The sequence below is a fragment of the Caballeronia glebae genome (assembly GCF_001545035.1).
In the GTDB taxonomy this organism is placed as follows: Bacteria; Pseudomonadota; Gammaproteobacteria; order Burkholderiales; family Burkholderiaceae; genus Caballeronia; species Caballeronia glebae.
In genome coordinates this window covers 44,388-69,586 of sequence record NZ_FCOJ02000020.1, presented here as the reverse complement: position 1 = coordinate 69,586, position 25,199 = coordinate 44,388, and the positions used below count along the sequence as shown (strand labels likewise).

General features: G+C 63.6%; 25 protein-coding genes. 7 read left to right on the top strand and 18 right to left on the bottom strand.

The window, feature by feature from the left end:
- Positions 1 to 2 precede the first annotated feature (2 nt).
- Both icmH and tssK read right to left on the bottom strand, forming a co-directional pair.
- On the bottom strand, positions 3 to 731 hold the full coding sequence (gene icmH, locus AWB82_RS15910; RefSeq protein WP_086968762.1) for a type IVB secretion system protein IcmH/DotU: 729 nt from the start codon (positions 729 to 731) through the stop codon (positions 3 to 5).
- Positions 728 to 2,080, bottom strand: a complete 1,353-nt coding sequence (gene tssK, locus AWB82_RS15905) for a type VI secretion system baseplate subunit TssK (protein ID WP_086968760.1) — start codon at positions 2,078 to 2,080, stop codon at positions 728 to 730. The genes icmH and tssK overlap by 4 nt, the downstream gene beginning before the upstream one ends.
- 490 nt (positions 2,081 to 2,570) lie before the next feature.
- Between tssK and tssB the strand changes: the two genes are divergently transcribed.
- Both tssB and tssC read left to right on the top strand, forming a co-directional pair.
- Positions 2,571 to 3,083, top strand: a complete 513-nt coding sequence (tssB, locus tag AWB82_RS15900; RefSeq protein ID WP_086968758.1) for a type VI secretion system contractile sheath small subunit — start codon at positions 2,571 to 2,573, stop codon at positions 3,081 to 3,083.
- Positions 3,084 to 3,139: 56 nt separating this feature from the next.
- The gene (gene tssC, locus AWB82_RS15895; protein ID WP_086968756.1) at positions 3,140 to 4,693 is read left to right on the top strand and encodes a type VI secretion system contractile sheath large subunit; all 1,554 of its coding nucleotides are present in this window, start codon (positions 3,140 to 3,142) and stop codon (positions 4,691 to 4,693) included.
- Positions 4,694 to 4,797: 104 nt separating this feature from the next.
- On the opposite strand, the gene AWB82_RS15890 is transcribed toward tssC, so the two are convergent.
- The 14 genes from AWB82_RS15890 to AWB82_RS15825 are packed head-to-tail and all read right to left on the bottom strand — an operon-like array spanning position 4,798 to position 17,959.
- Positions 4,798 to 6,216 carry an MFS transporter gene (locus AWB82_RS15890; RefSeq protein WP_086968754.1) on the bottom strand — a complete coding sequence of 473 codons (1,419 nt, stop codon included), beginning with the start codon at positions 6,214 to 6,216 and terminating at the stop codon, positions 4,798 to 4,800.
- A gap of 29 nt (positions 6,217 to 6,245) precedes the next feature.
- A complete protein-coding gene (locus AWB82_RS15885) occupies positions 6,246 to 7,463 on the bottom strand; it encodes an NAD(P)/FAD-dependent oxidoreductase (protein WP_086968752.1) in 1,218 nt (405 codons plus the stop codon).
- Positions 7,456 to 8,421 (bottom strand): VOC family protein, encoded by a 966-nt coding sequence (locus AWB82_RS15880; protein ID WP_086968750.1) that lies wholly within the window; start codon positions 8,419 to 8,421, stop codon positions 7,456 to 7,458. The genes AWB82_RS15885 and AWB82_RS15880 overlap by 8 nt, the downstream gene beginning before the upstream one ends.
- A gap of 10 nt (positions 8,422 to 8,431) precedes the next feature.
- The gene (locus AWB82_RS15875) at positions 8,432 to 9,922 is read right to left on the bottom strand and encodes an aldehyde dehydrogenase (protein WP_086968748.1); all 1,491 of its coding nucleotides are present in this window, start codon (positions 9,920 to 9,922) and stop codon (positions 8,432 to 8,434) included.
- Positions 9,923 to 9,936: 14 nt separating this feature from the next.
- Positions 9,937 to 10,761: an aspartate dehydrogenase gene (locus AWB82_RS15870; protein WP_086968746.1), complete on the bottom strand. Its 825-nt coding sequence runs from the start codon at positions 10,759 to 10,761 to the stop codon at positions 9,937 to 9,939.
- Entirely contained in the window at positions 10,754 to 12,421 is a 1,668-nt protein-coding gene (locus tag AWB82_RS15865; protein ID WP_086968745.1) for a thiamine pyrophosphate-binding protein, read from the bottom strand. Before AWB82_RS15865 ends, AWB82_RS15870 begins: the two co-directional genes overlap by 8 nt.
- The gene (locus tag AWB82_RS15860; protein ID WP_086968743.1) at positions 12,414 to 13,229 is read right to left on the bottom strand and encodes an SDR family oxidoreductase; all 816 of its coding nucleotides are present in this window, start codon (positions 13,227 to 13,229) and stop codon (positions 12,414 to 12,416) included. The genes AWB82_RS15865 and AWB82_RS15860 overlap by 8 nt, the downstream gene beginning before the upstream one ends.
- Entirely contained in the window at positions 13,226 to 14,086 is an 861-nt protein-coding gene (locus AWB82_RS15855; protein WP_086968741.1) for an IclR family transcriptional regulator, read from the bottom strand. Before AWB82_RS15855 ends, AWB82_RS15860 begins: the two co-directional genes overlap by 4 nt.
- The gene (locus AWB82_RS15850; RefSeq protein WP_086968739.1) at positions 14,083 to 14,943 is read right to left on the bottom strand and encodes an alpha/beta fold hydrolase; all 861 of its coding nucleotides are present in this window, start codon (positions 14,941 to 14,943) and stop codon (positions 14,083 to 14,085) included. Before AWB82_RS15850 ends, AWB82_RS15855 begins: the two co-directional genes overlap by 4 nt.
- 7 nt (positions 14,944 to 14,950) lie before the next feature.
- Positions 14,951 to 15,478, bottom strand: coding sequence for a cupin domain-containing protein (locus AWB82_RS15845; protein WP_086968737.1), 528 nt, complete (start codon positions 15,476 to 15,478; stop codon positions 14,951 to 14,953).
- A 29-nt stretch (positions 15,479 to 15,507) separates the two neighbouring features.
- Complete coding sequence (locus AWB82_RS15840; protein WP_086968735.1) at positions 15,508 to 16,263, bottom strand: SDR family oxidoreductase; 756 nt, start codon at positions 16,261 to 16,263, stop codon at positions 15,508 to 15,510.
- Positions 16,256 to 17,314 (bottom strand): aromatic ring-hydroxylating oxygenase subunit alpha, encoded by a 1,059-nt coding sequence (locus tag AWB82_RS15835; protein WP_086968733.1) that lies wholly within the window; start codon positions 17,312 to 17,314, stop codon positions 16,256 to 16,258. The genes AWB82_RS15840 and AWB82_RS15835 overlap by 8 nt, the downstream gene beginning before the upstream one ends.
- Before the next feature lie 17 nt (positions 17,315 to 17,331).
- Complete coding sequence (locus AWB82_RS15830; protein WP_086968731.1) at positions 17,332 to 17,640, bottom strand: recombinase-like helix-turn-helix domain-containing protein; 309 nt, start codon at positions 17,638 to 17,640, stop codon at positions 17,332 to 17,334.
- Position 17,641: 1 nt separating this feature from the next.
- Entirely contained in the window at positions 17,642 to 17,959 is a 318-nt protein-coding gene (locus tag AWB82_RS15825) for a non-heme iron oxygenase ferredoxin subunit (RefSeq protein ID WP_086968729.1), read from the bottom strand.
- A gap of 459 nt (positions 17,960 to 18,418) precedes the next feature.
- Here AWB82_RS15825 and AWB82_RS15820 point away from each other — a divergent pair, with 459 nt between their 5' ends.
- Positions 18,419 to 19,492 (top strand): porin, encoded by a 1,074-nt coding sequence (locus tag AWB82_RS15820; RefSeq protein WP_086968727.1) that lies wholly within the window; start codon positions 18,419 to 18,421, stop codon positions 19,490 to 19,492.
- On the opposite strand, the gene AWB82_RS15815 is transcribed toward AWB82_RS15820, so the two are convergent.
- Complete coding sequence (locus tag AWB82_RS15815) at positions 19,489 to 20,388, bottom strand: IclR family transcriptional regulator (protein ID WP_086968725.1); 900 nt, start codon at positions 20,386 to 20,388, stop codon at positions 19,489 to 19,491. The genes AWB82_RS15820 and AWB82_RS15815 overlap by 4 nt on opposite strands.
- Positions 20,389 to 20,512: 124 nt before the next feature.
- Here AWB82_RS15815 and AWB82_RS15810 point away from each other — a divergent pair, with 124 nt between their 5' ends.
- The 3 genes from AWB82_RS15810 to AWB82_RS15800 all read left to right on the top strand — a co-directional run bounded on the left by AWB82_RS15810 (position 20,513) and on the right by AWB82_RS15800 (position 23,399).
- Positions 20,513 to 21,376, top strand: coding sequence for a sulfite exporter TauE/SafE family protein (locus AWB82_RS15810; protein WP_086968723.1), 864 nt, complete (start codon positions 20,513 to 20,515; stop codon positions 21,374 to 21,376).
- Positions 21,373 to 21,663 (top strand): DUF1634 domain-containing protein, encoded by a 291-nt coding sequence (locus tag AWB82_RS15805; RefSeq protein ID WP_086968721.1) that lies wholly within the window; start codon positions 21,373 to 21,375, stop codon positions 21,661 to 21,663. The genes AWB82_RS15810 and AWB82_RS15805 overlap by 4 nt, the downstream gene beginning before the upstream one ends.
- Before the next feature lie 89 nt (positions 21,664 to 21,752).
- Positions 21,753 to 23,399: an FAD-dependent monooxygenase gene (locus AWB82_RS15800; protein ID WP_086968719.1), complete on the top strand. Its 1,647-nt coding sequence runs from the start codon at positions 21,753 to 21,755 to the stop codon at positions 23,397 to 23,399.
- Here the strand turns inward: AWB82_RS15800 and AWB82_RS15795 are convergent.
- On the bottom strand, positions 23,396 to 24,220 hold the full coding sequence (locus AWB82_RS15795; RefSeq protein WP_086968717.1) for a class I SAM-dependent methyltransferase: 825 nt from the start codon (positions 24,218 to 24,220) through the stop codon (positions 23,396 to 23,398). The two genes, AWB82_RS15800 and AWB82_RS15795, sit on opposite strands and share 4 nt — an antisense overlap.
- A gap of 162 nt (positions 24,221 to 24,382) precedes the next feature.
- Between AWB82_RS15795 and AWB82_RS15790 the strand changes: the two genes are divergently transcribed.
- On the top strand, positions 24,383 to 25,129 hold the full coding sequence (locus AWB82_RS15790; RefSeq protein WP_086968715.1) for a glucose 1-dehydrogenase: 747 nt from the start codon (positions 24,383 to 24,385) through the stop codon (positions 25,127 to 25,129).
- The last annotated feature ends 70 nt before the right edge of the window (positions 25,130 to 25,199 follow it).

Below are 25,199 nucleotides of genomic sequence, written 5' to 3'. Positions count from 1 at the left end.
GCTCACGGTTTGACTGCGTTCGGAATCAGCGCCGCGAGCTGCACATCGAGCGCTATGTGCCAGATGAACCAGATAGCGAGCGCGACCACGCAGGCGATTCCGGCGATGGCCCAGGGCGAGACGCGCCGAACCCAGTTGCCGAAACGCCGGCCCGGCCGATCGATGACGAGGGAGCGCTCGCCTTCGGGGCGAAGGCGTTCGATCAGCGCGTTAAGCTCGTCGATGAGCGCCTGGCGCTGGCTCTTGCCGTTGACTGCATATCTGCCGACAAATCCCAGACCGAGAATCGCCGCATAGCACTCCAGCAGGTCGACCTGCGGCGAGCGCTCGCGCATGCGGAACTCCAGCCGATCGAATACGCGTTCACCGCCATCGTGCTGCTGGAACTGCTCGACTTGCAACGGATGCGCGGACCACTGCGGCTTGTCTTTATCGGAGAGATGATGCAGCGCCGTCTCGTCGAGCAGCGCGCATTGCGCCTTCAGCGCGTCCTCGCACACGTCTTGCGGATAGCCGCGGCGATCGAGCGCCGCGCCCAGGTCCGCGATCATGGACGTGCAGCGTGTACGCAACGCGGCGAAGTCTGCAGCGGAGCCGCCCGTCGACAAATTCACGACGAAGAGCGCGGTGTCGCGAAGCAGATCGCGGATGCCGGCGAGGGAAGACGACGTGACGCCCGGCGCCAGCTCGACGAGCCTCGGGTGTGCGGAAGGCGTAGACAGCATGTTCATGAGCGCAGCACCGCGTAGAGTTCGAGCGAGACGTCCGGCACGGATGTCGGCAGATAGATCTGGCATGCCCGGGCGGCCAGCATGCGCGCGTGCGCGGGACTCGTGACATCGAGCGCGAAGTACTGGTTGTCGAGGCGCACGGGAATGGCCGCCGGCACGCGCTGAGCGGCCTTCAGCGCGATGCCCGCCAGAGCGGAATTGACGATGCGATCGACCTCGTCGGGCGCGCCGACCTTGCATAGCTGCGGAATCCGCTCGACGAGCTCGAATGCGGGCAGCGTCGAACTGACCGACAGATACCAGTCGGCGGCGCCCTCGGCGATGCGCGTGTCGAGAATCTTGCCGCGCCACGTCGTGGCGTTCTCGTGCACGAGATCGACGGGCACGACGCGCGACGGGATGATCGCGTCCAGCAGATTGCGGATCATCGTTTCGATCTCCGCGAAGACTTCGTCCGCGCGGCCGTGATCGTAAGACGGGATATCCGTGAGCTGCGAACTCGTGGAAAACGTCATCAATGCGCTGGCGAGTTCGGCCAGAACCGTATACAGCCGCTCGGGCGGCAGATTCGGATTCGATGCGAGGAATCGCAACTTTGGCCACGCGGCGTGAATGCAGTGCAGAAGCCAGAACAACTGCACGTCGGCAACGCCGTATTCGGCCACCTGCTCGATGCGTTCGCTCCGCCGTGCGCCGAGCGCAAGGCTCTTCGCCAGCAGAATGTCGGCGATCCGGCCGATGCGCTCGACGTGCAGCGCATGAGCGCCCAGCGACAGGCAAGGCGGCACGTAGCGCCGGTCCAGCTGGAACTGGCCGCTCGTGGAGCGGGTCAGGCGCGCGATGGCGCAAACGGTGTCGTCGGCGTGCGGTTCGAAGTCGAACAACAGACGCACGGCATGACGCTCCGCGGCGATCTCGCTTTCATCCGTGCCGTTCGTGTCGACAACTTTGACGAACTCGCGATAGGACCGGCGCGGACGCGTGAGGGTCGTCTCGTCCATGCGGCAGTTGTTGCCGTTGGCGTCGGGCAGCGCGAGGGCGGCCAGCACCGTCACGCTTTGGCGCTCGGCATTCACTCCTTGCGTGAGATCGCGCGCGGGAGGCAACGGCTGTGCGATCGACGTATCGATAGGCGTACCGTCGGGAAAGCGCAGCTTGAGCCGCGACAGCTTGAGGCGACCGGCGGCGAGCGCGTCTTCGTCGACTTCCACGGCGATCGTTCCCCACGGTTGCGCGAGCGCCGCCGTCGTGAACTGACCCAGGGCGAACTCCGCCCACCGTTCCTGTTGCTGAAAATGCTGCTGCGTGAGAATCAGGCCTTCGTGCCACAGCGGTTTGTCGATCCGCATGAATTTGCTTCGCTATACTTATTGGGTTATGTAAGGCCGGATTCTATCTTCGAAGAAGTGATTCGTATACCTTTGGAATGAATGAACTATAAATAGAATGTAAAGGCGAAAGTCTATCGAGAACAGGCACTTGCGGATAAGTGAATAATGCGGGGTTATTTTTGAGAAGGCTTAAGTCGATTTTCGAATTGTCAATTAATGTCTGTTTTCGTCTCGAAAAGCGGGTTCATCAAGACGAATAGCAAAGGAATGCAGACGAAAGTCATTGTTTATAAATGGTAATCGGGATTCTGGTCGCGAGTCATGCAAAATAATCAGGACATCGTGAGATTCTTTTGGATCGAGTGGAAACCTGTTCTAATATGTTTGAAAAATAAAGCGGAAATGGCAAGCCGGGCGCGCGAACCCGATTCACGATCGTAATGTGAAAGGTGATCGAGATGGTGCCTTGGCTTCGATTTGTATTTGATCAACGTATTAAGGAGTGTTGATGGATAGCTTCCAGAGGGAAATTCCAAAAAGCCGTGTTTCGATAACGCTCGATCTGCACACGGGCGGCGCGCAAAAGAAAGTCGAATTGCCGCTCAAGCTGCTGGTCGCGGGTGACTTCAGCGCGGGACGCGAGCAGGCGCCGCTTGCCGAGCGCAAAAAGGTCAACATCAATAAGAACAACTTCGACGCAGTCCTCGCCGACTACGCGCCGGACCTGAAGTTCGCAGCCGAGAACACGCTCGCGAGCGACGGCTCCGAAATGCCGATCAATCTCTCGTTCCGTTCGTTGAAGGACTTCGAGCCGCAACAGGTGGCGCGTCAGATTCCGGAACTGCAGGCGCTGCTGGCCGTGCGCAATCTGCTGCGCGATCTCAAGTCGAATCTGCTGGATAACGGCACGTTCCGTCGGGAATTCGAGAAGATCCTGAAGAACAAGGAACTCTCGGAGAAACTGCGCGGCGAACTCTCGCAGATCGCCACCGCGGCGACGCAGCCCGAAGGCCACGCCTGAGCCGCGTCAGCCTTCCGCACGCTTCAATCGACAAAGCTTTCCCGAGAGGACAATCAATGAGTAAGCAACAAGTGCGCGCGAGCACCGCAGGCGAAACCGTCGTGCTCGATGCTCCGCAAGAGTCTTATGGCGACAGCGTCTATGCGTCGCTTTGCAACAAGATCAATCTGAGCCCGGTGGCGGAGGCGCGTCCGCTGGAGGCATTCCGCGACAACGACATGCTTTCCGAAGCATCCGCCGACGAGCGCCTCGCGCGCGGCATGGGCGCGTTCCTCGATCTCGTCGCGCAGACGAGCAAGCCCGTGGATCGTCTCGACAAGTCGCTGCTCGACTTCTTCATCGGTCAACTCGATCGACAGATCAGCCGGCAGCTCGATTCGGTCATGCACAATCCGGAATTCCAGGCGCTCGAAGGCCGCTGGCGCGGTCTCAAGATGCTCGTGTCGCGCACGGATTTCCGTAAGAACGCGCGTATCGAAGTGCTGGACGTATCGAAGGACGCGCTGGTCCGCGACTTCGAAGACGCGCCGGAGTTGATCCAGAGCGGCCTGTATCGCCTGACCTACGTCGAAGAGTACGACACGCCGGGCGGCCAGCCGATCAGCGCGATCGTCAGCGATTTCGAGTTCGCCAACTCGCCGCAGGACGTGGCGTTGTTGCGCAATATCTCGAAGGTGGCGGCCGCGGCGCACATGCCGTTCATCGGCTCGGTGGGCTCGGCTTTCTTCGGCAAGAAGTCGATGGAAGAAGTCGCTGCAATTCAGGACATCGGCAATTTTTTCGACCGCGCCGAATACGTCAAATGGAAGAGCTTCCGCGACACGGACGACGCGCGGTACGTCGGCCTCGTGATGCCGCGCGTGCTCGGTCGCCTGCCGTACGGCAAGGACACGACGCCCGTGCGTGCCTTCAACTACGAAGAGCAGGTGAAGGGCCCGGACCACGATCGTTATCTGTGGGTGAATGCGTCGTTCGCGTTCGCGGCGAACATGACGCGCAGCTTCGTGAACAACGGCTGGTGCGTGCAGATTCGCGGTCCGCAGGCGGGCGGCAAGGTCGAAGATCTTCCGGTGCATCTGTATGACCTCGGCACCGGCGTTCAGCCGAAGATCCCGACCGAAGTGCTGATTCCCGAGACGCGCGAATTCGAATTCGCGAACCTCGGCTTCATTCCGCTCTCGTTCTACAAGAACCACGATTTCGCGTGCTTCTTCTCGGCTAATTCGACGCAGAAGCCCGCGCTCTACGAGACCAAGGAAGCGACCGCGAACAGCCGCATCAACGCGCGTCTGCCGTACATCTTCCTGCTGTCGCGCATTGCGCATTACCTGAAGCTGATTCAGCGCGAGAACATCGGCACGACCAAGGACCGGCGTCTGCTTGAACTGGAACTCAACAACTGGATCAAGAGTCTCGTCACGGAGATGAAAGATCCGGGCGACGAACTTCAGGCATCGCATCCCCTGCGCGAGGCGAAGGTGACGGTCGAAGATATCGAAGACAACCCGGGCTTCTTCCGGATCAAGCTCTTCATCGTGCCGCACTTCCAGGTGGAAGGCATGGATATCGGCTTGTCGCTGGTTTCGCAGATGCCGAAAGCGAAGAGCTGATTCTTCGCGATAGCGTTTGTTTAAACGCCGGAGCGCCCCTTGCGGGGCGCTCCGGCGTTGTCGTTTTCAAGAGGCAATACGAAGAGTGAGCAAAACCAATCCCCTCACACCTCCAACTGCTCCAGCACCTTGCCCTTCGTCTCGATGCCCATGAAATGCACCGCCGCAGCCGCGACGACCGGCACGACCGCGAGCGCATAGAACGCGATGTTCATGTTCCCGCCCATCAACGTCTTGCCGACGAGCGCGGGCGCGAAGATCGCCGCGATCTTGAGCCATGCGCCGCCGAGGCCGCATCCGAATGCGCGGATGCTCGTGGGATACAGCTCCGGCGTATAAACGTAAGCGGTAATGAAGCCGCAAGCCATGAAACCGAGCGCGAGCGCGCAGAAAGTCGCGACCACATACACCGACTGCGTGACGAACACGCCCGCGCACACCAGCGACACCGCGCACAACACAAACGACCAGTTGATGACCGGCTTGCGCCCGACCTTGTCGACGATCAGCGCGCACGTCAGCGAGCCGATGACGCCGAGCACCGAGGCCGCCACCGCGAGATTCAACGCGAGCTGCAACGGCGCGTGATAGACCGTCTTGTAGATCGTCGGGAGCCATGTCGAGAGGCCATACTGCAGCACGCCGCACGTCATCCACAGCAGCGCGACCGCGATCGTGCGCTTCATATACGCCGGCCCGATCAGATCGAGACGACGGCGCTTCGGATGACGATTCGCCATCGCTTCGAATTCGGCGAGATTGGCGAGCGGCGGCAGCGGCTCTTTCACGGTCGCTTCGAACGCGCCGAGCGCTTCGCCCGCTTCGCTCATGCGACCGCGCTCACCGAGCCAGCGCGGCGACTCCGGCACCAGCGTGCGCAACAGGAAGAAGAGCACGAGCGGCACGCCGCCGATGAAGTACATCGTTTCCCAGCCGAAGCGCGGCACGATCCACGCGCCGAGCGCATTCGACGCGAGCAGGCCGATCGGAAACACGATCTCGTAGAGCAGCACGAAGCGGCCCCGTCCATGCGCGCGCGTGATCTCGTTGATGTACGTCGCCGCGACGGGCAACTCGCCGCCGAGCCCGAGCCCTTGCACGATGCGCAACGCGACGAACACCGCGAACGAAGGCGCGAATCCGCACGCGATGCTCGTCAGGCCGATGATGCCCGAGCTCCACGCGATCGACCGCACGCGCCCGAAGCGTTCCGCGAGCGACGGGAACAGGAACGCTCCGATCAGTTGCCCGATCGATCCCGACGCGATCAGAAAGCCGACCTGTCCCGGCGTAAGTCCCCATCGCTGGATGAGCAGCGGCAAGGTCGCCGCGATGACGATGACATCGAAGCCATCGAAGAACGTCGCCGCGCCGATCAGAATCCGCGCCCGTACCTGCATCGCGTTGAATGGCAGCCGCTCGATGCGCGCGATGATCGATCCTTTCGTGACCGCGTGGGCGGCCGCGTTTGCGTCCGCGACTGTCGTGGCCGTGCCGCCGTGCTGGACGGCCGTATTGCTCATGCTCCTCATGCCTGCTCCCGTCTGTATGTTTATGCGAGTGCTTTCGCCGTGTCCGCGAGTGACGCGATATCTACAGCGCGTCCCTGGCTCATCCATTTCTTCGCGACCTTCAAGTCGCGCGTCGCGTTGATCGCGATGACGCCGCGCAACGTATCGCCATCGAAGAAGAAGAGCGATGCGCGACGCGCGTCCAGATCGCCGCGCACGACAGACGTGGCGCCCGGTGGAATGTCGCCGAGAATCTGCAGATTCACGTCGTACTGATCCGACCAGAACCACGGAATTTCCGCATACGGCGTGCGCACGCCGAGCACCGCGCGCGCCGTCGCGATCGCCTGATTCTGCGCGTTCGCCCACGATTCGAGACGCACGCGACGCTTCAGCCACGCGTTCGGATGATTGGCGACGTCGCCGCAAGCGAACACGTGCGCATCGTTGGTCGCGCCGAACTCGTCGACGACGATGCCGTCGTTCACCTCGATGCCCGCGCTCTCCGCGATGGCCGTGTGCGGCGCGAGGCCGATGCCCGCGACGGCGAAACCGGCGTCGAGCGTCGTGCCGTCGGCGAGTCGCGCGCGCACGCCGCCTTCGAAGTCTTCGAGCGACACGAGCGATGCATCGAGCCGCACATCGACACCGTTATCGCGATGCAGCTTCAGCAGAAACGCCGACACGCTCTCGGGCACCGAACGTCCGCACAGACGCGGCGCGCCTTCGATCACCGTCACGTCGACGCCGAGCTTCTTCGCGGTTGCCGCGACTTCGAGGCCAATCCATCCGCCGCCGATCACGAGCAGCCGCTTCGCATGGCTCTCGCGCAGACGCTTGCCGATGAGCACGGCGTCGTCGAGCGTGCGCAAATAGGCGAGATGCGAAGTCCGGACCATCGACGCCGGCAGACGCCGCGCTGCGCCGCCCGTCGCGATGACGAGCCGGTCGTAGTGCACTTCGCGTCCGCTCGCGGTGCGCACGATGCGCGCGTCGCGATCGATCGATGCCGCGCATTCAGGCTGCCACGCTTCGACGTTCAGCTCGGCGAACGCGTCGTGATCGACGAGACGCACGGTTTCGATATCCGCTTCGCCCGCGAGCACGGCCTTCGACAACGGCGGACGTTCATATGGCAGATGGATCTCGTCGGCGATCATCACGAGGCGGCCGTCGAAGCCTTCCTTGCGTAGCGTCTTGACGATCCATCCCGCCGCCTGCCCGCCGCCGATCACGACGACTGTCTGAAGATCAGCCATTTTTCCGCTCCGTCATGAACTTGCCTTCCGGCGCCTTCGCATCTTTCTGGCGGCGCGTGTTGCCGTCGAGCCCGCCATCGACGGCCCATTCAGCGAACACGGTCGGACCGGGCTCGAAGTCGCGCGGCTGCCATTCGGGCGTGAGCACGTCTTCGTCCGCGTAATACTCGATGAGACCGCCCGCCGGATTCCTGAAATACCAGAAGTACGCCGACGACACCGGATGACGTCCCGGCCCGAGTTGCGTGGTCCAGCCGCAGCGGCTGATGTGCAGGCCGCCGCCGAATACTTCGTGGATATCGCGCACGGTGAACGCGACGTGGTTCAGGCCGCGCTTGCCGTCGGGCAGTTGCAGAAGAAACAGATCGTGATGGCCGCCGTGCGGCGCGCAACGCATGAACGCGCCGCGTCCCGGATAGCGGTCCGACGTCTCGAAGCCGAGCAGTTCGTGATAGAACTTCTCCTGCTCCGCGACGCAGTTCGTGAAGAACACGACGTGTCCCACTTCGACCGGCTCCGCGCGTTCATAGACGGGGCTCGGCGTATTGATGCGCAAGGTCTGTCCCCACACGTTCGAGGGCGAGCCCTTCACGTCGATATCGCGCTTGTTGGTTACTTCGACGCGAATCGCCATGCCGTTCGGATCGATGCAACCGACCGCCTCGTCCGTTTCGACGTGGCCGGGCTGGCCCGCGAAGCGTCCGCGCAATGCATCGAGTTCTTCGCGCGTGGCGACGGCCCACGTGACTTCGCGCAGCGTCGGACCGCTTTCGAAAGCGGGCGGCAGCGCGGGATCGTCGGCAAGTGCGAGCAGCACTTCGCAGCCGTTCAGGGTTTCGAAACGCGCGCGCGTTTCATCGCGGGCGACTTCCTTCAGGCCCCAGTCGGCGAAGAAACGCCGGCAGGTGTCGAGGTCGGTCACGCCGTAGGTGATTCGTTCAATGCCGAGAATCGTCATGGCAACTCCTTCAGTTCGCCCACGGTAGCGGGGCATCGTTCAAGCCCCAGTACAGGCTTTTCTGCTGCATGTACTCGCGCAGACCCAGGCGGCCTTTCTCGCGTCCCATGCCGCTGTCCTTCCAGCCGCCGAAAGGCGTCGAAATTGAAAACTGCTTGTAGGTGTTGATCCAGACCGTGCCGGTGTTCAGCACGCGCGCGACGTTCCATGCGCGCTTGTAGTCGCGCGTCCAGATGCCGGCGGCGAGGCCGAACACGCTGTCGTTCGCCTGTTCGAGCAGAGCGGTTTCATCGTCGAAGGGCAGGGCGGCGAGCACCGGGCCGAAGATTTCTTCCTGGCACATGCGCGCGTCGTTCGTGAGACCTTCGATGATCGTCGGCAGATAGAAGAAGCCTTTCTCGCGGCCGTCGCCCGTCGGACGCTCGCCGCCGCACAACAACGTTCCGCCTTCTTCGAGACCGAGCGCGACATAGCGTTCGATGCTCTCGCGATGTTGCGACGTGATCAGCGGACCCATCTGCGTGTTCTCGCGCGTCGGATCGCCGACGCGCAGTTTGCGCGCGCCATCGACGAGACGCGCCATGAATTCGCCATACACCTTGCGCTCGACGAAGAGCCGCGAACCCGCGATGCACGATTCGCCCGAAGAGCTGAAGATGCCGTACAGCACGCCGTTTACCGCATGATCGAGATCCGCGTCGGCATAGACGATGGTCGGCGACTTGCCGCCCAGTTCGAGCGAGACCGGCATCAGCTTTTCCGCCGCGAGACGCGCGATGCCGCGGCCCACTTCGGTGCCGCCCGTGAACGCGACCTTCTTCACGAGCGGATGACGCACGAGCGCATCGCCGATCACGGAGCCTTTGCCCGGCAGCACGCTCACGACGCCTTTCGGCACGCCCGCTTCTTCGCAGATGCGCGCGAGCGCGAGCGACGCAAGCGGTGTGACTTCGGCGGGTTTCAGCACGACGGCGTTGCCTGCCGCGAGCGCGGGCGCGAGCTTTTGCGCATCGGACGCGATCGGCGAATTCCACGGCGTGATCGCCGCGACGACGCCGAGCGGTTCGTGCACGCTCATCGTCAGATAGTCGCCGCGCGAGGGCGTGAGTTCTTCTTCGAGCGTTTCGAGACACGCCGCGAAGTAGCGGAACGTGCTGGACGCGCTCGTCACCAATGCGCGTGTTTCGCTGATCGGCTTGCCGTTGTCGCGACGCTGCAATTGCGCGAGCGCTTCGTGACGCGCTTCGATCAGACTCGCGATGCGATGCAGAACGGCGGCGCGTTGGTGCGGCTTCAGTCCGGCCCAGTCGGCCTTTCTGAAGGCGCGATCCGCGCTCTCGACGGCTTCGCGCGCGTCGTCGGCATTGGCGGTGCTGATTTCCGCGTTTACCGTTTGATCGGCGGGATAGAGGCTCGCGTACTGATTGCCGCGCCCTTGGCGCCACTCGCCGCCGATGTAGATATCGCTGGACGTCACGAGCGAAGTGTCGGGATGATTCATCTTCCAAAAGCTCCTTAGATGACGCAACGCGCGGCGCGATTGCGCAACGCACGGATTGCGCTGAATGCGGTCAGTGCCGATGTCTTGGGATTCGACGGCAACGGCTTGCCGCACATTTCCAGCGACATTTCGCCGAATGCGCCGCGCGCGACGATGCGATGCACGTTGCGCTCGACAGCCGGATCGGCGATCAGGCGCACGCGCGTGCCGTCGAGCCCGAGGCCGGCCAGAGCGATGGTCGCCGCGACATTCGCGTTCTTCGGATACAGCCGCGCCGCATCGCGCGCGGTGCCCTCGAAGATGACCTTCTCTTCGGTCAGCGACGCGAGATCGCAGAGCAATTCGGCGGGCGTGCCGAGCCAGCCGAGCGGCGGCTTGCGGCCGGTATATTGCACGTCGTCGAGGCCGCCTTCTTTCGCGGCGGCGAGCGCATCGACGCCGCCGATCGCGCCCGAGAGCAGCGTGATCGTGGCCGCGCCTTCATCGGCGGCATCGGAGAGTGCATCGAACAGACCGGCTTCCGAGAGCGCCCCGATCGACGCGACCGCGCAGTCCGTGCCCGACTTAAGCAAAGGCACGACGTGATCGACGAGCGCCGCATGTCCCGCGCATTCGAGCGCGAATTCCGGATGACTGGCGAGCGCATCGACGCGCGAAACCACATCGATGCGATCGCCGAGCACCGAGCGCACGTGATCGCGATCGCGTTCCGGCACGATCACATGCGAGATGCGCACGAGCGGATCGTTGTCGAGCGCGCGATACACCGCGCGTCCGATCGCGCCGAAGCCGATCATCGCGATGTCGATCGCATGCTGTGCATGACGGGGATCACGCATATTCCGGCTCCTTCGGCTCTTCCTTCTTCACGGGCGGCCCGGCGAACGCGGTGGCGAACGAGCCGACCGACAGCATGTCCACTTCGACGAGCACCGGACCGTCGATGGCGAGCCCTTCGCGCACGATGTCATCGGCCTGATCGAGCGACGTGATGCGGCGATGCGCAAGACCGAGACTCGCGCAGAACTGCGCAAAATCCGGCTGATGCAGATCGACGAACATGCGTCGGCCGCCATAGTTCGCGTCCTGGATGTTGCGGATCACGCCATAACATTGATCGTTCATCAGCACGATCATCACGTTCGCTTTTTCCTGCACGGCCGTGGCGAGTTCGCCGACATTGACCATCAGACCGCCGTCGCCCACGAGCGCGACGGTCTTCTTCGCCGCGCCGGAAAGCGCCGCGCCGATGGCCATCTGCATGCCCTGGCCGATGCCGCCGCCGAGTGCATGCACGCCCGCACGCGGGTTGAAGATCTTCAGGAGGCGATTGCCCCACGTGCTGTTCGAGATCGTCACGTCGCGCACCCAGTTGTAGTCGCGGCCCACGGCGCGTTGCAGCGAATCGACGAGACGCTTGTACGGCCCCAGTCCCTTCGATACTTCCGCGACGGCCGTTTCGCGCGCGGCGGCGAGATCGCCCGCGAACGACGCATCGATGCGGATGCGGCCTTCGAGCAGCGTCGCGAGTTCGTCGAGCACGCGCGATGCATCGCCGTGTACGAAGAGATCGTTGCGATAGCCGCGGCTGTCGGCGAGGGCATCGGCGTCGATGCGATAAAGCGGCTGCGGCAGCGCGAGTTTGTACTTCAGCGTTTCGTTGCCGCGCAGACGCGAGCCGACGACCACGAGCGCATCGCAAGTCTTGTAGAACGCCTCGACGCTCGGGTGCACGTTGAACGCGCCGAGCGTCGCCGGATGATCTTCCGGCAGCACGCCGCGGCCTTGCACGCTCGTCACGACGCCGAAGCCGAGCTTGACCAGCCGCTCGACCGCGCCGCGCGCGTGACGCGTGCCGCCGCCGAGCCACAGCAACGGACGCTTCGCGTTGGTGAGCGCATCGGCGAGTTGCTTCACGCGCAGACTGTCGTGCGTGAGCGCGCCGACGTGCGGCGCGGCGAGATCCGCCGGCCATTCGATTTCGGCAGCCTGAATGTCGATGGGAATCTCCACGCTCACCGGACCCGCCGGCGCGGTGCGCGCAACGCGCACGGCTTCGCGGATCGTCGGCAACGCGGTGTCCACGGTGCGCACGCGGAACGCGGCCTTCGAGATCGATTGCAGCATCGACAACTGATCCGGCGCCTCGTGGATATACGCGAGGTCCTGATCGAGATATTCGGTTTCGATCTGCCCCGTGATGTGCAGCAGCGGCGTGCCCGCGGTCAACGCTTCGACCATCGCGCCCGCTGCGTTGCCGGCGGCCGTGCCCGTGGACGTGAGCGCGACGCCCAGTTCGCCGCATACGCGCGCGAGACCGTCGGCCATGTTCAGCGCGCCCGCTTCGCCGCGCGCGCCGACATAGCGGATATTGCCGCGACGCCCGATCGCATCGAGGATCGGCATGTTGTGAATCGAGATCACGCCGAACGCCGTGCGCACGCCGCACTGTTCGAGGAATGCGGCGATCAGTTCGCCGACCGTGGTTTTTTCAGACATGACGAGCAAAGCCTCCGGAAACATCGATATGACTGCCGGTCGTGTACGACGACAGCGTTGTTGCGAGATAGAAGAGCGCTTGCGCCGCTTCTTCAGGTAAGCCGAAGCGGGCGAGCGGAACGTTTTTCTTGCGCGCGAGTTCGCCGCTCCATTGCTCCCAGCTCTGGCGCTCGGGACTTGCGGCGTTCTCGTTCAAATAGTTCTGATAGCGGCGCTTCCATTGCCCCGATTCGACGATGCCGATCAGAATCGAATTCACGCGGATGCGCTGCGGCGCGAGTTCCGTCGCGAGCGATTTCACGAGGCTCAACACGCCCGCGCGCGCCGATGAAGTCGCGACCATATGCGGCTCGGGTTGCAGCGCGAGCAGCGAGTTCACGCAGACGATCGCGGGCGAGGGCGCGTCTTTCAGCATCGGCAAAAAGGCGCGCGTCGGCCGGATGATGCTGAAGTACTTCAACTCCAGTTCGTCGCGCCAGGCCTCGTCGGAGGTATCGGCGAAGGTGGAAACGCGGCCCTGGCCCGCGTTGTTCACCAGCATGTCGACGCGGCCGAAGCGCTGCATCACTTGTGCTGCGAAGCCGCCAACCTGTTCGGCATCGAGCACGTCGCAGCGCGCGGCGAGCAGTTGCGCTTGCGGAAATTCCGTCGCAAGCGAGGCCTGCGCAGCGTCGAGCCGTTCGCTGTCGCGCCCGCAGATGGCTACCGCCGCGCCTGCTTGCAGGAACAAGCGCGCCGTCGCGAAGCCGATGCCCGACGAACCGCCGGTGACGACGGCAACTTGCCCGGTGAGATCGATTTGAATCATTGCAACCCCAGAGATTTCATGTAGCGGTTCGACGCCGACGAACGCGCGCCCGGCCGATAGTTGAGCCGCATCGAGAGCGCATCGGCGGCTTCGCGGACACGTTCGATGAGACCGCTGCCGAGCAACGCGGCGTCGATCTCGGGACGCGGGATCGTCGTCGTGATGACGGCGACGATGCGCCCCGTGTCGTTGCGAACCGGCGCGGTGACGACCGAAATGCCGCGCTCGAAAGAAGACTGGCTCGTCGCGTAGCCGCGTTCGGCGTCTTCTTTCACGCGCTCGTAAAGCTCTGCCACAGTTTCGGGCGTGGACTTCGTGAAGCGTTCGAGATGCGCTTCCGGATAGAGCGCGCACAGCTCGTCGAGCGAAAGATCGCCCATCAATACGTGACCGTGCGTCGTTGCATGCGCGGGAAGGCGCGTGCCGACGTTGACCTTCACCGAACTGAAGATCGGCGCGTGACTCTGCGCTTTCGCGACGAACACGACATCGCGGCCATCGCGAATGAGAATGTGGCTCGTGAGTCCCGTCGCGTCGCGCAATGCCTCGATGATCGGCAGGCCGAGATCGGTCAGTTCGAGCGAACTCAGATACTCGAAGCCGAGACGCAGCACGGCGACGCCCAGCCGATAATTGCGGTCCTTGTCCGCGCGTTCCAGAAAGCCGAGCGATTCGAGCGTCTGCAACAGGCGAAACACCGTCGTGCGTGGAATGCCGAGCCGACGCGACAATTCGGGCGCGCCGAGCACCGGTTCACGCGGCGAGAACTCCGTGAGGATTTTCAATCCGCGTTCGAGTCCCGGCACGATGTAAGTCGGTTCGCCTTTGTCGGCTTCTTCTGTGGCGAGGGATGTCATTGCGGTACTCCGTCTTTCGTGTGGCATTCGATGCCCTGGCAAAACGTGTCGATCAGCGCCGTGTAGGCAGCGGGCGATTCGACGTAACCTGCGTGCCCCGCGCGCGGCATTACTTGCAGACTGACGCGCGCGGCCTGAGCGATGCGCTCGCACGCATCGGGCGGCGTGATCGCGTCCTGCGCGCCCACCGCCACCGCGATGCGTCCGTGAAAGCGCGCGATGTCCGCCGCGAGATCCGCGTTCGCGAGCAGATGCGTCGCTTGCGTGTAGCCTTCGGGCACGATGCGCGCCATGTTCCAGCGGACCCATTCGCGCGCGGCTTCATCGGCGTATTGCGAGACCATGTTGGCGCTGCGCTCGCGCGCGAGTCCTTGCGGGCCGAGTTCTTTCAGCATCGCGAGACGCGCGTCGCGTTTCGATTCGCGCAGTTCCGTGGATGCAGCGCCGTAACCCGCAGCCGGCGATATCAGCAACAAGCCCGCGACGCGCTCGGGCGCATGCACCGCAAACGATCCCGCGACGATCGCGCCGAGCGAATGGCCGACGAGCACGCAGCGATCGACATCCATCGCATCGAGCCACGCGCGCAGTGCATTCGCATAGTCGGCGGCAACGGGCGAGTCGGCGGCGACAGGCGTGGACACGCCATACCCCGGCGCATCCCACGCGAGCACGCGCCGCTTCGCACCGAGCGTATCGAGCTGCCGAACCCACGACGCCGCGCCCGAGCCGATCCCGTGCAGCAACACGACGGGCAGAGTGCGCAGATGCATCGCACCTGCCTCGCGATAACCCGTGATGCCGTGCGCGGTATCGATATGCATGTCCGGAAAACACGCGAGCGTCTCGATGTTCATCGCGGCCTCAGCGCTTGAGCTTCGCCAAGGGCGATTCCGGCGGATACGTCGGCGTGATGGGCTTCGATGCGCCGAGCATCACGCACATCAGCGCGTCTTCCTCGCCGATGTTGATCTCCGTGCGATACACGCCCGGCGGCACGGAAATGAGATCGCGCTCGCCGAGCACGGCTTCCCACGTCTTGCCGTCCTTCTCGCAGACGACCTTCATCTTTCCGCGCAGCACGAAGAAAATCTCTTCAACGTCGATATGAATATGGCTTGGCCCGATATTGCCGGCGGGAATGACCATCGTGGAAAACGTGAAGCTGCCGGCGGGAATCGTGTTCATGTCCTTCGCGACGCCCGTGCCGCCGGTGCCGACATAGCGCATCTGCGCGCGGCGATACTTCGGGTCGTAATCGGCCTGGAACTTGAGCGCGTCCCAGTCGTAGCGGCGCGTGTCGAGTCGCGCGACGCGCGAATCCATCCATTGCTCGAAGCTCGCTTCGGCGGGTTGCTCCCACGACTTACGTTCGATGTCTGCATCGGCCATTGTTTTCTCCAGGTTCTGTATAGAGCGAATCAATTCATCACGAAGCCGCCGTTCACCGGCAGCAACTGGCCCGTCACGAAACGCGCCGCGTCCGAGAGCAGGAACAGCACGGGACCGTTCACGTCGTCGGGCACTTGCGCGCGCGTCAATGCGCGGCCTTTGAGGTAGTACTCGTGGCGCTCGGCGGGCACGTAGGCGGTGGCTTCCACTTCGGTGAGGCCGGGCGCGATCGCGTTCACCGTCACGTTGTTCGCGCCGAATTCGCGGGCGAGCGAACGCGTCATCGCGATCACCGCGCCTTTGCTCGCGACGTACGCGAGCAGCTTCGGCGCGCCCCACAAAGCCGTATCGGAGGCGATGTTCACGATCGCCCCGCGTCCCGATGCCTTCAGATGCGGCAGGCACGCGGCGCTCATCAGCCACGTGCCGCGCACGTTGACGTTCATCACGGCGTCCCACGTGGCGGGCGCGAGTTCATCGGCGAACTTGCCGCCCGAGTTGGTGATCGCGGCGTTGTTGATGAGGCCGTCGAGACCGCCGAGCGCTTGCACGCTTTGCGCGACGCATGCTTCGATGCTCTGCGGTTCGTTCAAATCGAGCGGGATGAAATGCGCCGCGCCGTCGAGCGATCGCGCGAGCGCTTCGCCTTCTTCGCGCAGCACGTCGCCGAACGCGACGCGCGCGCCTTGCTCGACGAGCGCGCGGACGAACGCCGCGCCGAGTCCGCGAGCGCCGCCCGTCAGCAGCACGCGGCGGCCGTCGAGCGCTTTGAACGCGTCACGCATGAGCGTGCTCCGTGCTCTTCGGCAACGCTTCGAGCGCGGCGAGATGCTGCTGCGCGCGCTGCTTCAGCATGCGACGCACGCGCGTCATGCCGACATCGTGCTGATAGAGGAATTCGTGATTGCGGGCGTTCGGCGCGAGGCTTTCGAGCACGTAACGATCTTGTTCGAGCACCGCCCAATGCAGCCCTTCGAGACGATTGCGATACAGGAAACGCCATGCATCGCGCTGCCATCCGGAGACTCGGCGCGTGCGCCAGAAGTAGACCTGGCAGTTGTCGTCATCGACGGGCGTAGCAAACCCGATGATCCCGAAGTTGCCGCCCGGGCCGAACTTCTTCTTGTACGGAATCGCGAGACGCATCCACAGGCAGCCGGTTTCACCGAGCTCGACCCAGTCGAAGTTCACGTCGCGCTGATTCACCTTCTCGAACATGAGGCCGGTTTCGGTCTTGCGCACGCGCATGTCGGCCTGCTTGTCGCCTTCGGCCATCGAGTGCGAGGTCGCATGCAGATACGCGCCGTGCATCGGGTCCATCACGTTGTCGATCGCGTACTGGTAATTGCACTTCCAGTGCGACATGCACAGGAAGCTCGCGTATTCGTCGCCGACGAGTTCTTCGGGCAGCACGAGCGGCGCGGGTTCGTTGTTGGCGTCGTCGCCGAACCAGAGAAAGATCGCGCCCGCATGTTCCTCGACGGGATACGACTTCACGCACTTCTGTCCTTCGAGCGGACACGCCGACACGGCGGGCACTTTCTGCACGGTGCCGCTGCCATCGATTTCAATGCCGTGATACCAGCACGCGACGCTGCCACCGAGATTCCAGCCGAGCGACAGACGCGCGCCGCGATGCGGGCAGCGGTCTTCGAGCGCATGCACTTTGCCTTCGTTGTCGCGCCAGAGCACGATCTGATCGCCGAGGCGCGTGAGGCCGATGGGCGCGTTCGCCACTTGCCAGCTCGGCGCGACGGGATACCAGTAGTTACGCAAGCCGCGATCGAGATAAGCCTGAACGGGATCGGCGGCGGTGGTTTGTTGAGGGGACGTCATGGGGAAGGGCTCCTTCTTTATTCAGCGAGCGTGCGCAGTTCGGCGGCAAGGCGATCGGCGGTCCAGACGGCGCCTTCCGGAGTGCGGAAACCGTCCTTGTTCAAGCCCGCGACCACTTGTTCCAGTTCCAGCGCGCCCGCTTCGAATACGCGTTCGAGCGCATCGCCGAAGTCGTTTTCGTATTGCGTCGGCTCGGCGCGACGCGTCTGCCAGATGAAGTTTTCGGTCTCGCCCGGCTTCTCGATCACGCCCTTGCCTGCGACGTTGTTCGGCTGCGGCGCGAGCCACGGCTTGAGATGCGGGTTGAAGCTCACGACTTTTTCCATGTCACGCCACCTTGATCTGGATTTCTTCGCCGGCGAGGCGCACCGAATACGTCTTCAGGTCGCGGCCGCCGGGCTCTTTCAGGCATTTGCCCGTGGGAATGTGAAACACCGCTTCGTGGAGCGGACACTCGACGGTGTCGCCATCGACGAAGCCTTGTGTCAGCAGCGCATAGGCGTGCGGGCAGACGTTTTCGAGCGCATACAGTTCGTCGCCCACTTTGTAGATACCGATTTCCGCGCCGTCATCGAACTTGAATTCGATCGGTGCGTCTTCCGACAGATCGCCGGCATGCCCGGCGCAGCGCCATTGTTCAGACATCTTTCACCCTTTTCTCTGGTTCGTCTGCGTTCCACTAAAGGAACAACAGTTCGTGTATGGGCATTATAGGAGTCGTCTGAGCCGGGGAAAATAAAAATCTGAACCTCTAGGTGAAAACACTGAAGTCGGCGCGTTTAAGACTTCGGGGCTGAAGTAAGAACGTCCGTTCGACATTGATTCGTATGCTTTTTTTGCCGCGCACGCTCTGTATCGGGGATGCCTCAGGGTCTACCCGATCTCATCTCAAAATTATTGTTTTGGCGTCGGAAATCTCACTATACTTTCCATAGGCAGTACGTTGATCCGTAGATGGAACAAGACGAACGATCAATGTGACGCCTTCCGGTCGGCAAGAACCGCCGCCGTCCGGAACCGGGATAAAGCGAAATAACGGCGACAAGCGGGAACAGGAAAGCGGGCAACGCCCGCGCTTGAACCATACGGTTAGGAGAACGAAGGGTGAAGCAAATCATCGCAGCGGGGCTCATCGGAGCCGGAGTCGCGACCGGCGCGGCCGCGCAAAGCACAGTCACGCTCTACGGCAGCCTCGATGCCGGCATCGCATATATCAACAACGTGGGCGGCCATCCGAAGTGGATGGAGGAACAAGGCAACATGCAGCCGGACCGCTGGGGCTTTCGCATCACGGAGGATCTGGGCGGCGGACTGAAGACGGTCGCGCAACTGGAGAACGGCTTCTATACGAACACCGGCAACTTCGCGAAAGCGGGCACGCTATGGAACCGGCAGGCGTATCTCGGGCTGGATCAGGAAAACGTCGGCACGCTGACGCTAGGTCATCAGACGCCGTTCAGCTTCGACATGCTCGGGCCGCTCTCGACCGCGTATCTCGCGGCGAGCTGGTACGCGTTCCATCCGGGCAACATCGATCAGCTCGCGGACACGGGCGTCGTGCCGTACGACAACTCGGTGAAATTTCGCTCGGCGAGCTTCTACGGCTTCTCCGCCGGCGCGATGATGGGCCTCGGCAACACGACGAACTTCTCGACGGGCCGCAACTACGGCTTCGGCATCACGTATGCGAACGGCCCGTTCAAGGCGGCGGCCACGTATTCGAACGAACACAACCGCACGCCCGCGATCGCGACGACCGGACTCACGACCTTCCAGGGTCAGCCGGCGGCGACCTATATGGCGGACAAACAGGAAGAGATGGGCGCGGGCGCGTCATATGAAATCGGCAAGTTCGTCGTGCACGGTCTCTATACGCGCGTGAAACTGCAATCGAACGGACAGTCCGACACCTTCCAGTCATACGATGCGGGTCTGACCTTCAAGCCGGTCGCGTGGAACTGGATCGCGGGCGGCGCGGCGACCACGACCTTCGCGGGCGGGCGCTGGACGCAGTTCGAAATCGGCGACATCTACATGCTGTCGAAGTCGACGCAACTCTACGTCAACGCGCTTTACGAGCATGCGACGGGCGGCGCGAAGGCGGCGTTCTTCACGGCGGGCGTGTCGAGCACGGCGAATCAGGTGATCGTGCTCGCGGGCATTCACCACTCGTTCTAGGCGAGCATCTTGCGCGCGGCGAGAACGGCGGTGGGATCGTCCGGCGACGGGCGATAGTTGAGGCGGATCGACAGTTCCATCGCGGCGGCGCAGATCGTTTCGACGAGTTGCGCTTTCTCATCGCGGGCGCCGATGTCCGAACGCGGCACGGTCGCGGCCACCGCCGCGACGATCGCGCCCGAATGATCGCGCACGGGCGCGGTAACGACGGAAATTCCGCGCTCGAACGATGCTTCGCTCAGTCCATAGCCGAGCGCCGCACACTCCTGCACGCGTTCGTAGAGTTCGTCGATGGTCGCGGGCGTGCGCTCCGTGTACTTTTCCAGTTGCGCCTCGGGATAGAGCGCCTTGAGCGCGGCGAGCGAGAGATCGCCCATCAGCACATGACCGTGCACGGTCGCGTGAGCGGGCAGGCGCGTGCCGACGTGCACCTTGACCGAACTGAACAGCGGCTCGTGACTTTGCGCCTTCGCGACGAACACGACATCGCGTTGATCGCGGATCAGCAGATGCGTGGAAAGCCCGGTCGCGTCGCGCAGACGTTCGAGAATGGGCGTGCCGAAATCGGTCAGTTCGAGCGAATTCACATATTCGAAACCGAGCCGCAGCACGGCGACGCCGAGCCTGAAATTGCGGTCGCCGTTCACGCGTTCGAGAAAGCCCAGCGCTTCGAGCGTTTGCAGCAGACGAAAGGTCGTCGTGCGCGGAATGCCGATGCGTCGCGACAACTCCGGCGCGCCCAGCACCGGCTCGCGCGCCGTAAATTCGGCGAGGATGCGCAAGCCGCGTTCGAGGCCCGGCACGAGATAGCTGGAACCGCCGCCGGATGACGCGTCTTCGTCCACGGTGTCGAGCGTTTCCGCCTGAGTGTCTTCCTGTTTGCTTCGTCGGGCCATGTTCGGCTGTCGTTGTCGTCGTGCGATGGGCAATCATAGCGCGAGACCGTGCGGCCACAGCTTTTGCTACTTGTTATGACATGTTATATTGACGATTTATAGACACTTCACCGAGGCTGAAACGATGAGCTTCGAAGCCACATTCTGGCTCTTCTGCGCGGGCCTCGGCGCGAGCGCTGCGGGCGGCATGCTGGGCATGGCGAGCGGCCTGTTCATCGTGCCCATTCTGACAATGTTCTTCCATATCGACATGCACGCGGCCATCGGCACGAGCATCGTCTCGGTTATCGCGTGTTCGTGCGGCGGCGCGGCCGCGTTTCTGCGCGGCGGTCTCACGAACGTGCGGCTCGCCGTCGTGCTCGAAACCGGCACGACGCTCGGCGCGCTCACGGGCGTGCTCGTCGCGGGCATCGTGCCGGTGGCCGCGCTCGACTTTCTCTTCGCGGGCGTGCTGCTGGTGTCAGCGTGGCAGATGTTCCTGCGCCGGGAAGATCCGGCGGGCATGGCAAGTCCGCTTCCATCGAAAGGACTGGCCGCCAAGCTCGGCCTCAACTCCAGCTATCCCGACAGCACGCTGCGCCGCGACATCCCTTACGAAGTGCGCCGCGTGCCCGCCGGTCTCACGTTGATGTACGTCGCCGGACTCGTGTCGGCGCTGCTCGGCATCGGCAGCGGCATCCTGAAGATTCCGGCGATGGACAACGCCTTGCGCCTGCCGATCAAGGTATCGACCGCGACGTCGAACTTCATGATCGGCGTGACGGCCGCCGCGAGCGCGAGCGCCTATTTCCTGCGCGGCGAGATCGTGAGCGCGATCGCCGGGCCGGTCGCGCTAGGCTCGGTGATCGGTGCGATCGCGGGCGCGCGCGTGCTGATGAAAGTGCGCAGTGAACGCCTGCGCCTGCTGTTTCTGTCGATGCTGCTGCTCGTCGCGTGTCAGATGCTCATGCAAGGCTTCGGCATCGATCTGCTGGAGCATGCCGGGTGACGAAGCACTCGACGTCTGCATCGCTCGATCGTTTGCTCGCCGGCTTTCTCCAGTGCGGCACGTGGGCTGCGTGCGCGCTCATCGGCGCGGGACTTTTCGCCGGCACGAAAGCGTTGACGGCGGGCGTCGCGCTCTTCATTCTGCTGCCGGTTTTGCGCGTCGTTCTGATGCTCGCCGTGTTCGCGCGACAACGCGACTATCTCTACGCGACGATCGCCGCGACCGTGCTCCTCGTGATCGCGGCGGGCTGCGTAATCGGCATGCGTCTCGGGCCGCTCGCCGGCTGACGCGCGATACGCCACAAGCGCACATACAGCGGTATTCTCTTTGACGGCAGTCGATGACATACGCCGGTTTCCTCAGGAGAAATCGCATCATGTTCGATACGACCGATGTGCTGATTGCCGGCGCGGGCCCCGTCGGGCTGATGCTCGCCGCCGAACTGCGCCGCGATGGCGTGAACGTGCGCATCGTCGATGCTCACGACGAGCGCACGTTTTTCGTAAAGGCGCTGGGCGTCACGGCGCGCACGCTGGAAATTTTCGACGATCTCGGTATCGCGCGCGACGCGATCGATGCGGGCGTATGGCTCACCGGCGCCGATACGTATCAGGACGGCGCGCCCGCGTTCAGCGCCGAGGTGCCGCGCGCGGGACTGCCGTATGGCGCGCTCTCGCTCGCGCAGTTCGAGACGGAGCGCATTCTGGAAGCGGCGCTCGCGCGCAACGGCGGGCACGTCGAATACGGCGCGACGCTCGTCGATTTCACCGAATCCGGCGACGCCATCGACGCACACATACAGGACGCATGTGGCGAGTCCCGCACCGTTCGATGCCGCTGGCTCGTCGGCTGCGACGGCGCGCGCAGCACCGTGCGGCGTCAACTGAACGTCGCCTACGAAGGCGATCAGTATCCGCAGACATTCATGCTCGCCGATCTCGACGTCGACTGGAACTTGCCGCGCGGGCGCATGTATCGCTTCAACGTGTCGGGTCAGGGACAAGCGGAGGGCGAGGCCGGATCGACCACGCTCGCCGCGCTGCCGGTGCGCGGTTCGGCGCGCCGCTATCGTCTCTCGATGGTCCTGCTTCCCGACGACGCCGCCCGCCACACGCTGAACTCCACGCCCGACTTCGACGAGATCCAGCGCATCATGCTGCCGATCCTGCCCAAGGGCACGCGGCTTTCGTCGATGCGCTGGTCGTCGGTGTATCGCGTGAGTCATCGGATCGCGCAGCACTATGCGCGCTCGCGCGTGTTTCTCGCGGGCGATGCCGCGCATATTCATCCGCCCGTCGGCGGTCAGGGCATGAACACCGGCTTGCAGGATGTGCACAACCTCGCATGGAAGCTCACGCTCGCGTCGCGCGGTCTCGCGAGCAAGACGCTGCTCGACAGTTACGAAGCGGAGCGGCGGCCGGTCGGACTCGATGTCGTCGAATCGACGAGCCGCGCGTTGAACACGGTCCTCGCGCACGGCGAGATCAAGCCCGCGATGCGCGAAACGCAATTGCTCGTGGGTTATCGCGGCAGCAGTCCAATCGTCGCGGACGATGCCGCGGGCATGGCGGCCGAGTTGCCCGCGCCCGGCGATCGCGCGCCGCAAGCCGGCGGTCTCGTGGAAGCGTTCATCGGCCATGCGCAGCGCTTGCAGGATCAGCTCGGACGCGGACGTCACACGCTCGTCGGCTATATCGATGACGACGCCGAAGGCGCGCGCGTCGCCGCGTTCGCCGAGGCCGTCGATGCATGGCGCGTCGCGCTCGGCACGGCGGCGAGCGCGGTGCTGATCGTGTCGCTGCGATTTGCGAGCGCGCCGTCGTTCGTGCCCGCGTGTGAAGCGTATCGAACCTTGAGCGACAACGCGGGCGAATTCGCCGATGTGTTCGGCGCGAAGAACGGCATGGCGTGGGTCGTGCGGCCGGACGGGCATATCGGCTTCAGAAGCGCGAGTTGTTCGTCGCCGACGCTGCTTGCGTGGCTCGATCGCGTGTTGGGTCAGAGGGCGGCGCGTTCGCTCTAGCGTGACGCCGCGACCACGTGCGCCTGAATCTTTCCATCGAGCGCATTGGTGCCGAAGCGCGCGGCGAGGGCTTCGGCGCATACCGATGTTGCTTCGTCGAGACTCGCGCCCGTGCGCGATTCGATCTCGTTGCGCAACGGCGTGCCCTGGCAATAAGCGAGCGCAACCTCCCGCGCCGACGATGCGCGGCTGCGTCGCGTGACGGTCTCGAAGCGCGGCGTTGCGTCGAAGCCCGCGGAAGCGAGATCGCGCGAGATCGCTTGGCGATCGAAATAGCCGTGCGGCGTGCGCTTCATGAAAAGCGGCGGATCGGCGGGAAAGAGACGGCTGAGCGCATCGGTGATCGTGCCGGCGAATTCGTTATCCTCGATGCGATCCCACACGTTGAAAAGCAACGCGCCGCCGGGCCGCAGCACGCGACGTGCTTGCGCGAATGCCGCCGGTTTGTCGGGGAAGAACATCGCGCCGAACTGACAGATGACGATATCGAAGCTTGCGTCGTCGAAAGGCAGTTGCAGCGCGTTCGCCTGCCGCCACGTCACGGCTCGTTCGATGGGCGTCGTCGCGGCGCGATCGAGCATCGCCTGATTCAAATCCGTCGCGACGATCTCGACGTGCGCGGGCAATGTTCGCGCCATCGCACGCGTGAGCGCGCCGGTGCCCGCCGCCGTTTCCAGCACGCGCGATGGACCGAGCGCCGCCGCGCGCGCCGCGATATCCGTGGCGTAGGGCGCGAAGAGCATCGGCACGAGAAGCCGCTCGTAAAGTTCGGGAATCTGGCCGGCGAAATTCGCGTCCGTGCGAAGCGTGTCCGTGTTCATGCGCCGCCTCCGATCGATTATTCGTCTGAGCCCTCAAGTCTTTTCACTCTACGCGCCTTTATCGCGTTCGCGGAGATGTCTACATTGCTTCCTGTCACGCCGGTTTTGCGGCACACCGACCGGTAAATCACGGCATTAAATAATCTCTTCAAGGAATCCATCATGAGCAAACTCGCAGGCAAGGTCGCGGTCGTCACGGGCGCATCGAAAGGTATCGGAGCGGCGATTGCCAAGGCGCTAGCGGCAGAAGGCGCATCGGTCGTCGTCAACTATGCGAGCAGCAAGGCAGGCGCGGATGCGGTCGTCGCGGACATCGCCGCAGCGAACGGAAAGGCGATCGCCGTCGGCGGCGATGTGTCGAAAGCCGCCGATGCGCAAGGCATCGTGAATGCAGCGGTCGAGACTTACGGACGCCTCGATATTCTGGTGAACAACTCGGGCGTCTACGAATTCGCGACGCTCGAAGAGATCACCGAAGAGCATTTTCATAAGCAGTTCAATATCAACGTCCTCGGCACGCTGCTGACCACGCAGGCCGCCGCGAAGCATTTCGGCGAAGGCGCGAGCGTCATCAACGTGAGTTCGGTCGTGACGCGCATTACGCCGCCGGCGAGCGCGGTCTATAGCGGCACGAAGGGCGCCGTCGATGCAATCACGGGCGTGCTGGCGCGCGAACTCGGCGCGAGAAAGATCCGCGTCAACTCGATCAATCCGGGCGTCGTCGTGACCGAAGGCACGCACGCCGCGGGCATCATCGATTCCGATTTCGATAAGGCCGCGCTCGCGCAAACGCCGCTCGGACGTCTCGGTCAGCCGGACGATATCGCATCGATCGCGGTGTTCCTCGCATCGGACGACGCGCGCTGGATGACCGGCGAAAGCCTCATCGCGAGCGGCGGCATGCGTTGATGTAAGTGTATCGACGGGCGACGCCGGTTTTGTATCTGGCGTCACCGTGCATCGCGAGCGAGGATGCATC

What these genes read in the sequence shown, in the direction of transcription:
- AWB82_RS15800 (WP_086968719.1), top strand. Translation starts at nt 21,753, where the DNA reads ATGTTCGATACGACCGATGTGCTGATTGCCGGCGCGGGCCCCGTCGGG.
- tssK (WP_086968760.1), bottom strand. Translation starts at nt 2,080, where the DNA reads ATGCGGATCGACAAACCGCTGTGGCACGAAGGCCTGATTCTCACGCAG.
- AWB82_RS15875 (WP_086968748.1), bottom strand. Translation starts at nt 9,922, where the DNA reads ATGAATCATCCCGACACTTCGCTCGTGACGTCCAGCGATATCTACATC.
- AWB82_RS15860 (WP_086968743.1), bottom strand. Translation starts at nt 13,229, where the DNA reads ATGATTCAAATCGATCTCACCGGGCAAGTTGCCGTCGTCACCGGCGGT.
- AWB82_RS15830 (WP_086968731.1), bottom strand. Translation starts at nt 17,640, where the DNA reads ATGGAAAAAGTCGTGAGCTTCAACCCGCATCTCAAGCCGTGGCTCGCG.
- AWB82_RS15855 (WP_086968741.1), bottom strand. Translation starts at nt 14,086, where the DNA reads ATGACATCCCTCGCCACAGAAGAAGCCGACAAAGGCGAACCGACTTAC.
- AWB82_RS15865 (WP_086968745.1), bottom strand. Translation starts at nt 12,421, where the DNA reads ATGTCTGAAAAAACCACGGTCGGCGAACTGATCGCCGCATTCCTCGAA.
- tssB (WP_086968758.1), top strand. Translation starts at nt 2,571, where the DNA reads ATGGATAGCTTCCAGAGGGAAATTCCAAAAAGCCGTGTTTCGATAACG.
- icmH (WP_086968762.1), bottom strand. Translation starts at nt 731, where the DNA reads ATGAACATGCTGTCTACGCCTTCCGCACACCCGAGGCTCGTCGAGCTG.
- AWB82_RS15880 (WP_086968750.1), bottom strand. Translation starts at nt 8,421, where the DNA reads ATGACGATTCTCGGCATTGAACGAATCACCTACGGCGTGACCGACCTC.
- AWB82_RS15850 (WP_086968739.1), bottom strand. Translation starts at nt 14,943, where the DNA reads ATGAACATCGAGACGCTCGCGTGTTTTCCGGACATGCATATCGATACC.
- AWB82_RS15790 (WP_086968715.1), top strand. Translation starts at nt 24,383, where the DNA reads ATGAGCAAACTCGCAGGCAAGGTCGCGGTCGTCACGGGCGCATCGAAA.
- AWB82_RS15825 (WP_086968729.1), bottom strand. Translation starts at nt 17,959, where the DNA reads ATGTCTGAACAATGGCGCTGCGCCGGGCATGCCGGCGATCTGTCGGAA.
- AWB82_RS15845 (WP_086968737.1), bottom strand. Translation starts at nt 15,478, where the DNA reads ATGGCCGATGCAGACATCGAACGTAAGTCGTGGGAGCAACCCGCCGAA.
- AWB82_RS15885 (WP_086968752.1), bottom strand. Translation starts at nt 7,463, where the DNA reads ATGGCTGATCTTCAGACAGTCGTCGTGATCGGCGGCGGGCAGGCGGCG.
- tssC (WP_086968756.1), top strand. Translation starts at nt 3,140, where the DNA reads ATGAGTAAGCAACAAGTGCGCGCGAGCACCGCAGGCGAAACCGTCGTG.
- AWB82_RS15870 (WP_086968746.1), bottom strand. Translation starts at nt 10,761, where the DNA reads ATGCGTGATCCCCGTCATGCACAGCATGCGATCGACATCGCGATGATC.
- AWB82_RS15815 (WP_086968725.1), bottom strand. Translation starts at nt 20,388, where the DNA reads ATGGCCCGACGAAGCAAACAGGAAGACACTCAGGCGGAAACGCTCGAC.
- AWB82_RS15890 (WP_086968754.1), bottom strand. Translation starts at nt 6,216, where the DNA reads ATGAGCAATACGGCCGTCCAGCACGGCGGCACGGCCACGACAGTCGCG.
- AWB82_RS15840 (WP_086968735.1), bottom strand. Translation starts at nt 16,263, where the DNA reads ATGCGTGACGCGTTCAAAGCGCTCGACGGCCGCCGCGTGCTGCTGACG.
- AWB82_RS15795 (WP_086968717.1), bottom strand. Translation starts at nt 24,220, where the DNA reads ATGAACACGGACACGCTTCGCACGGACGCGAATTTCGCCGGCCAGATT.
- AWB82_RS15810 (WP_086968723.1), top strand. Translation starts at nt 20,513, where the DNA reads ATGAGCTTCGAAGCCACATTCTGGCTCTTCTGCGCGGGCCTCGGCGCG.
- AWB82_RS15835 (WP_086968733.1), bottom strand. Translation starts at nt 17,314, where the DNA reads ATGACGTCCCCTCAACAAACCACCGCCGCCGATCCCGTTCAGGCTTAT.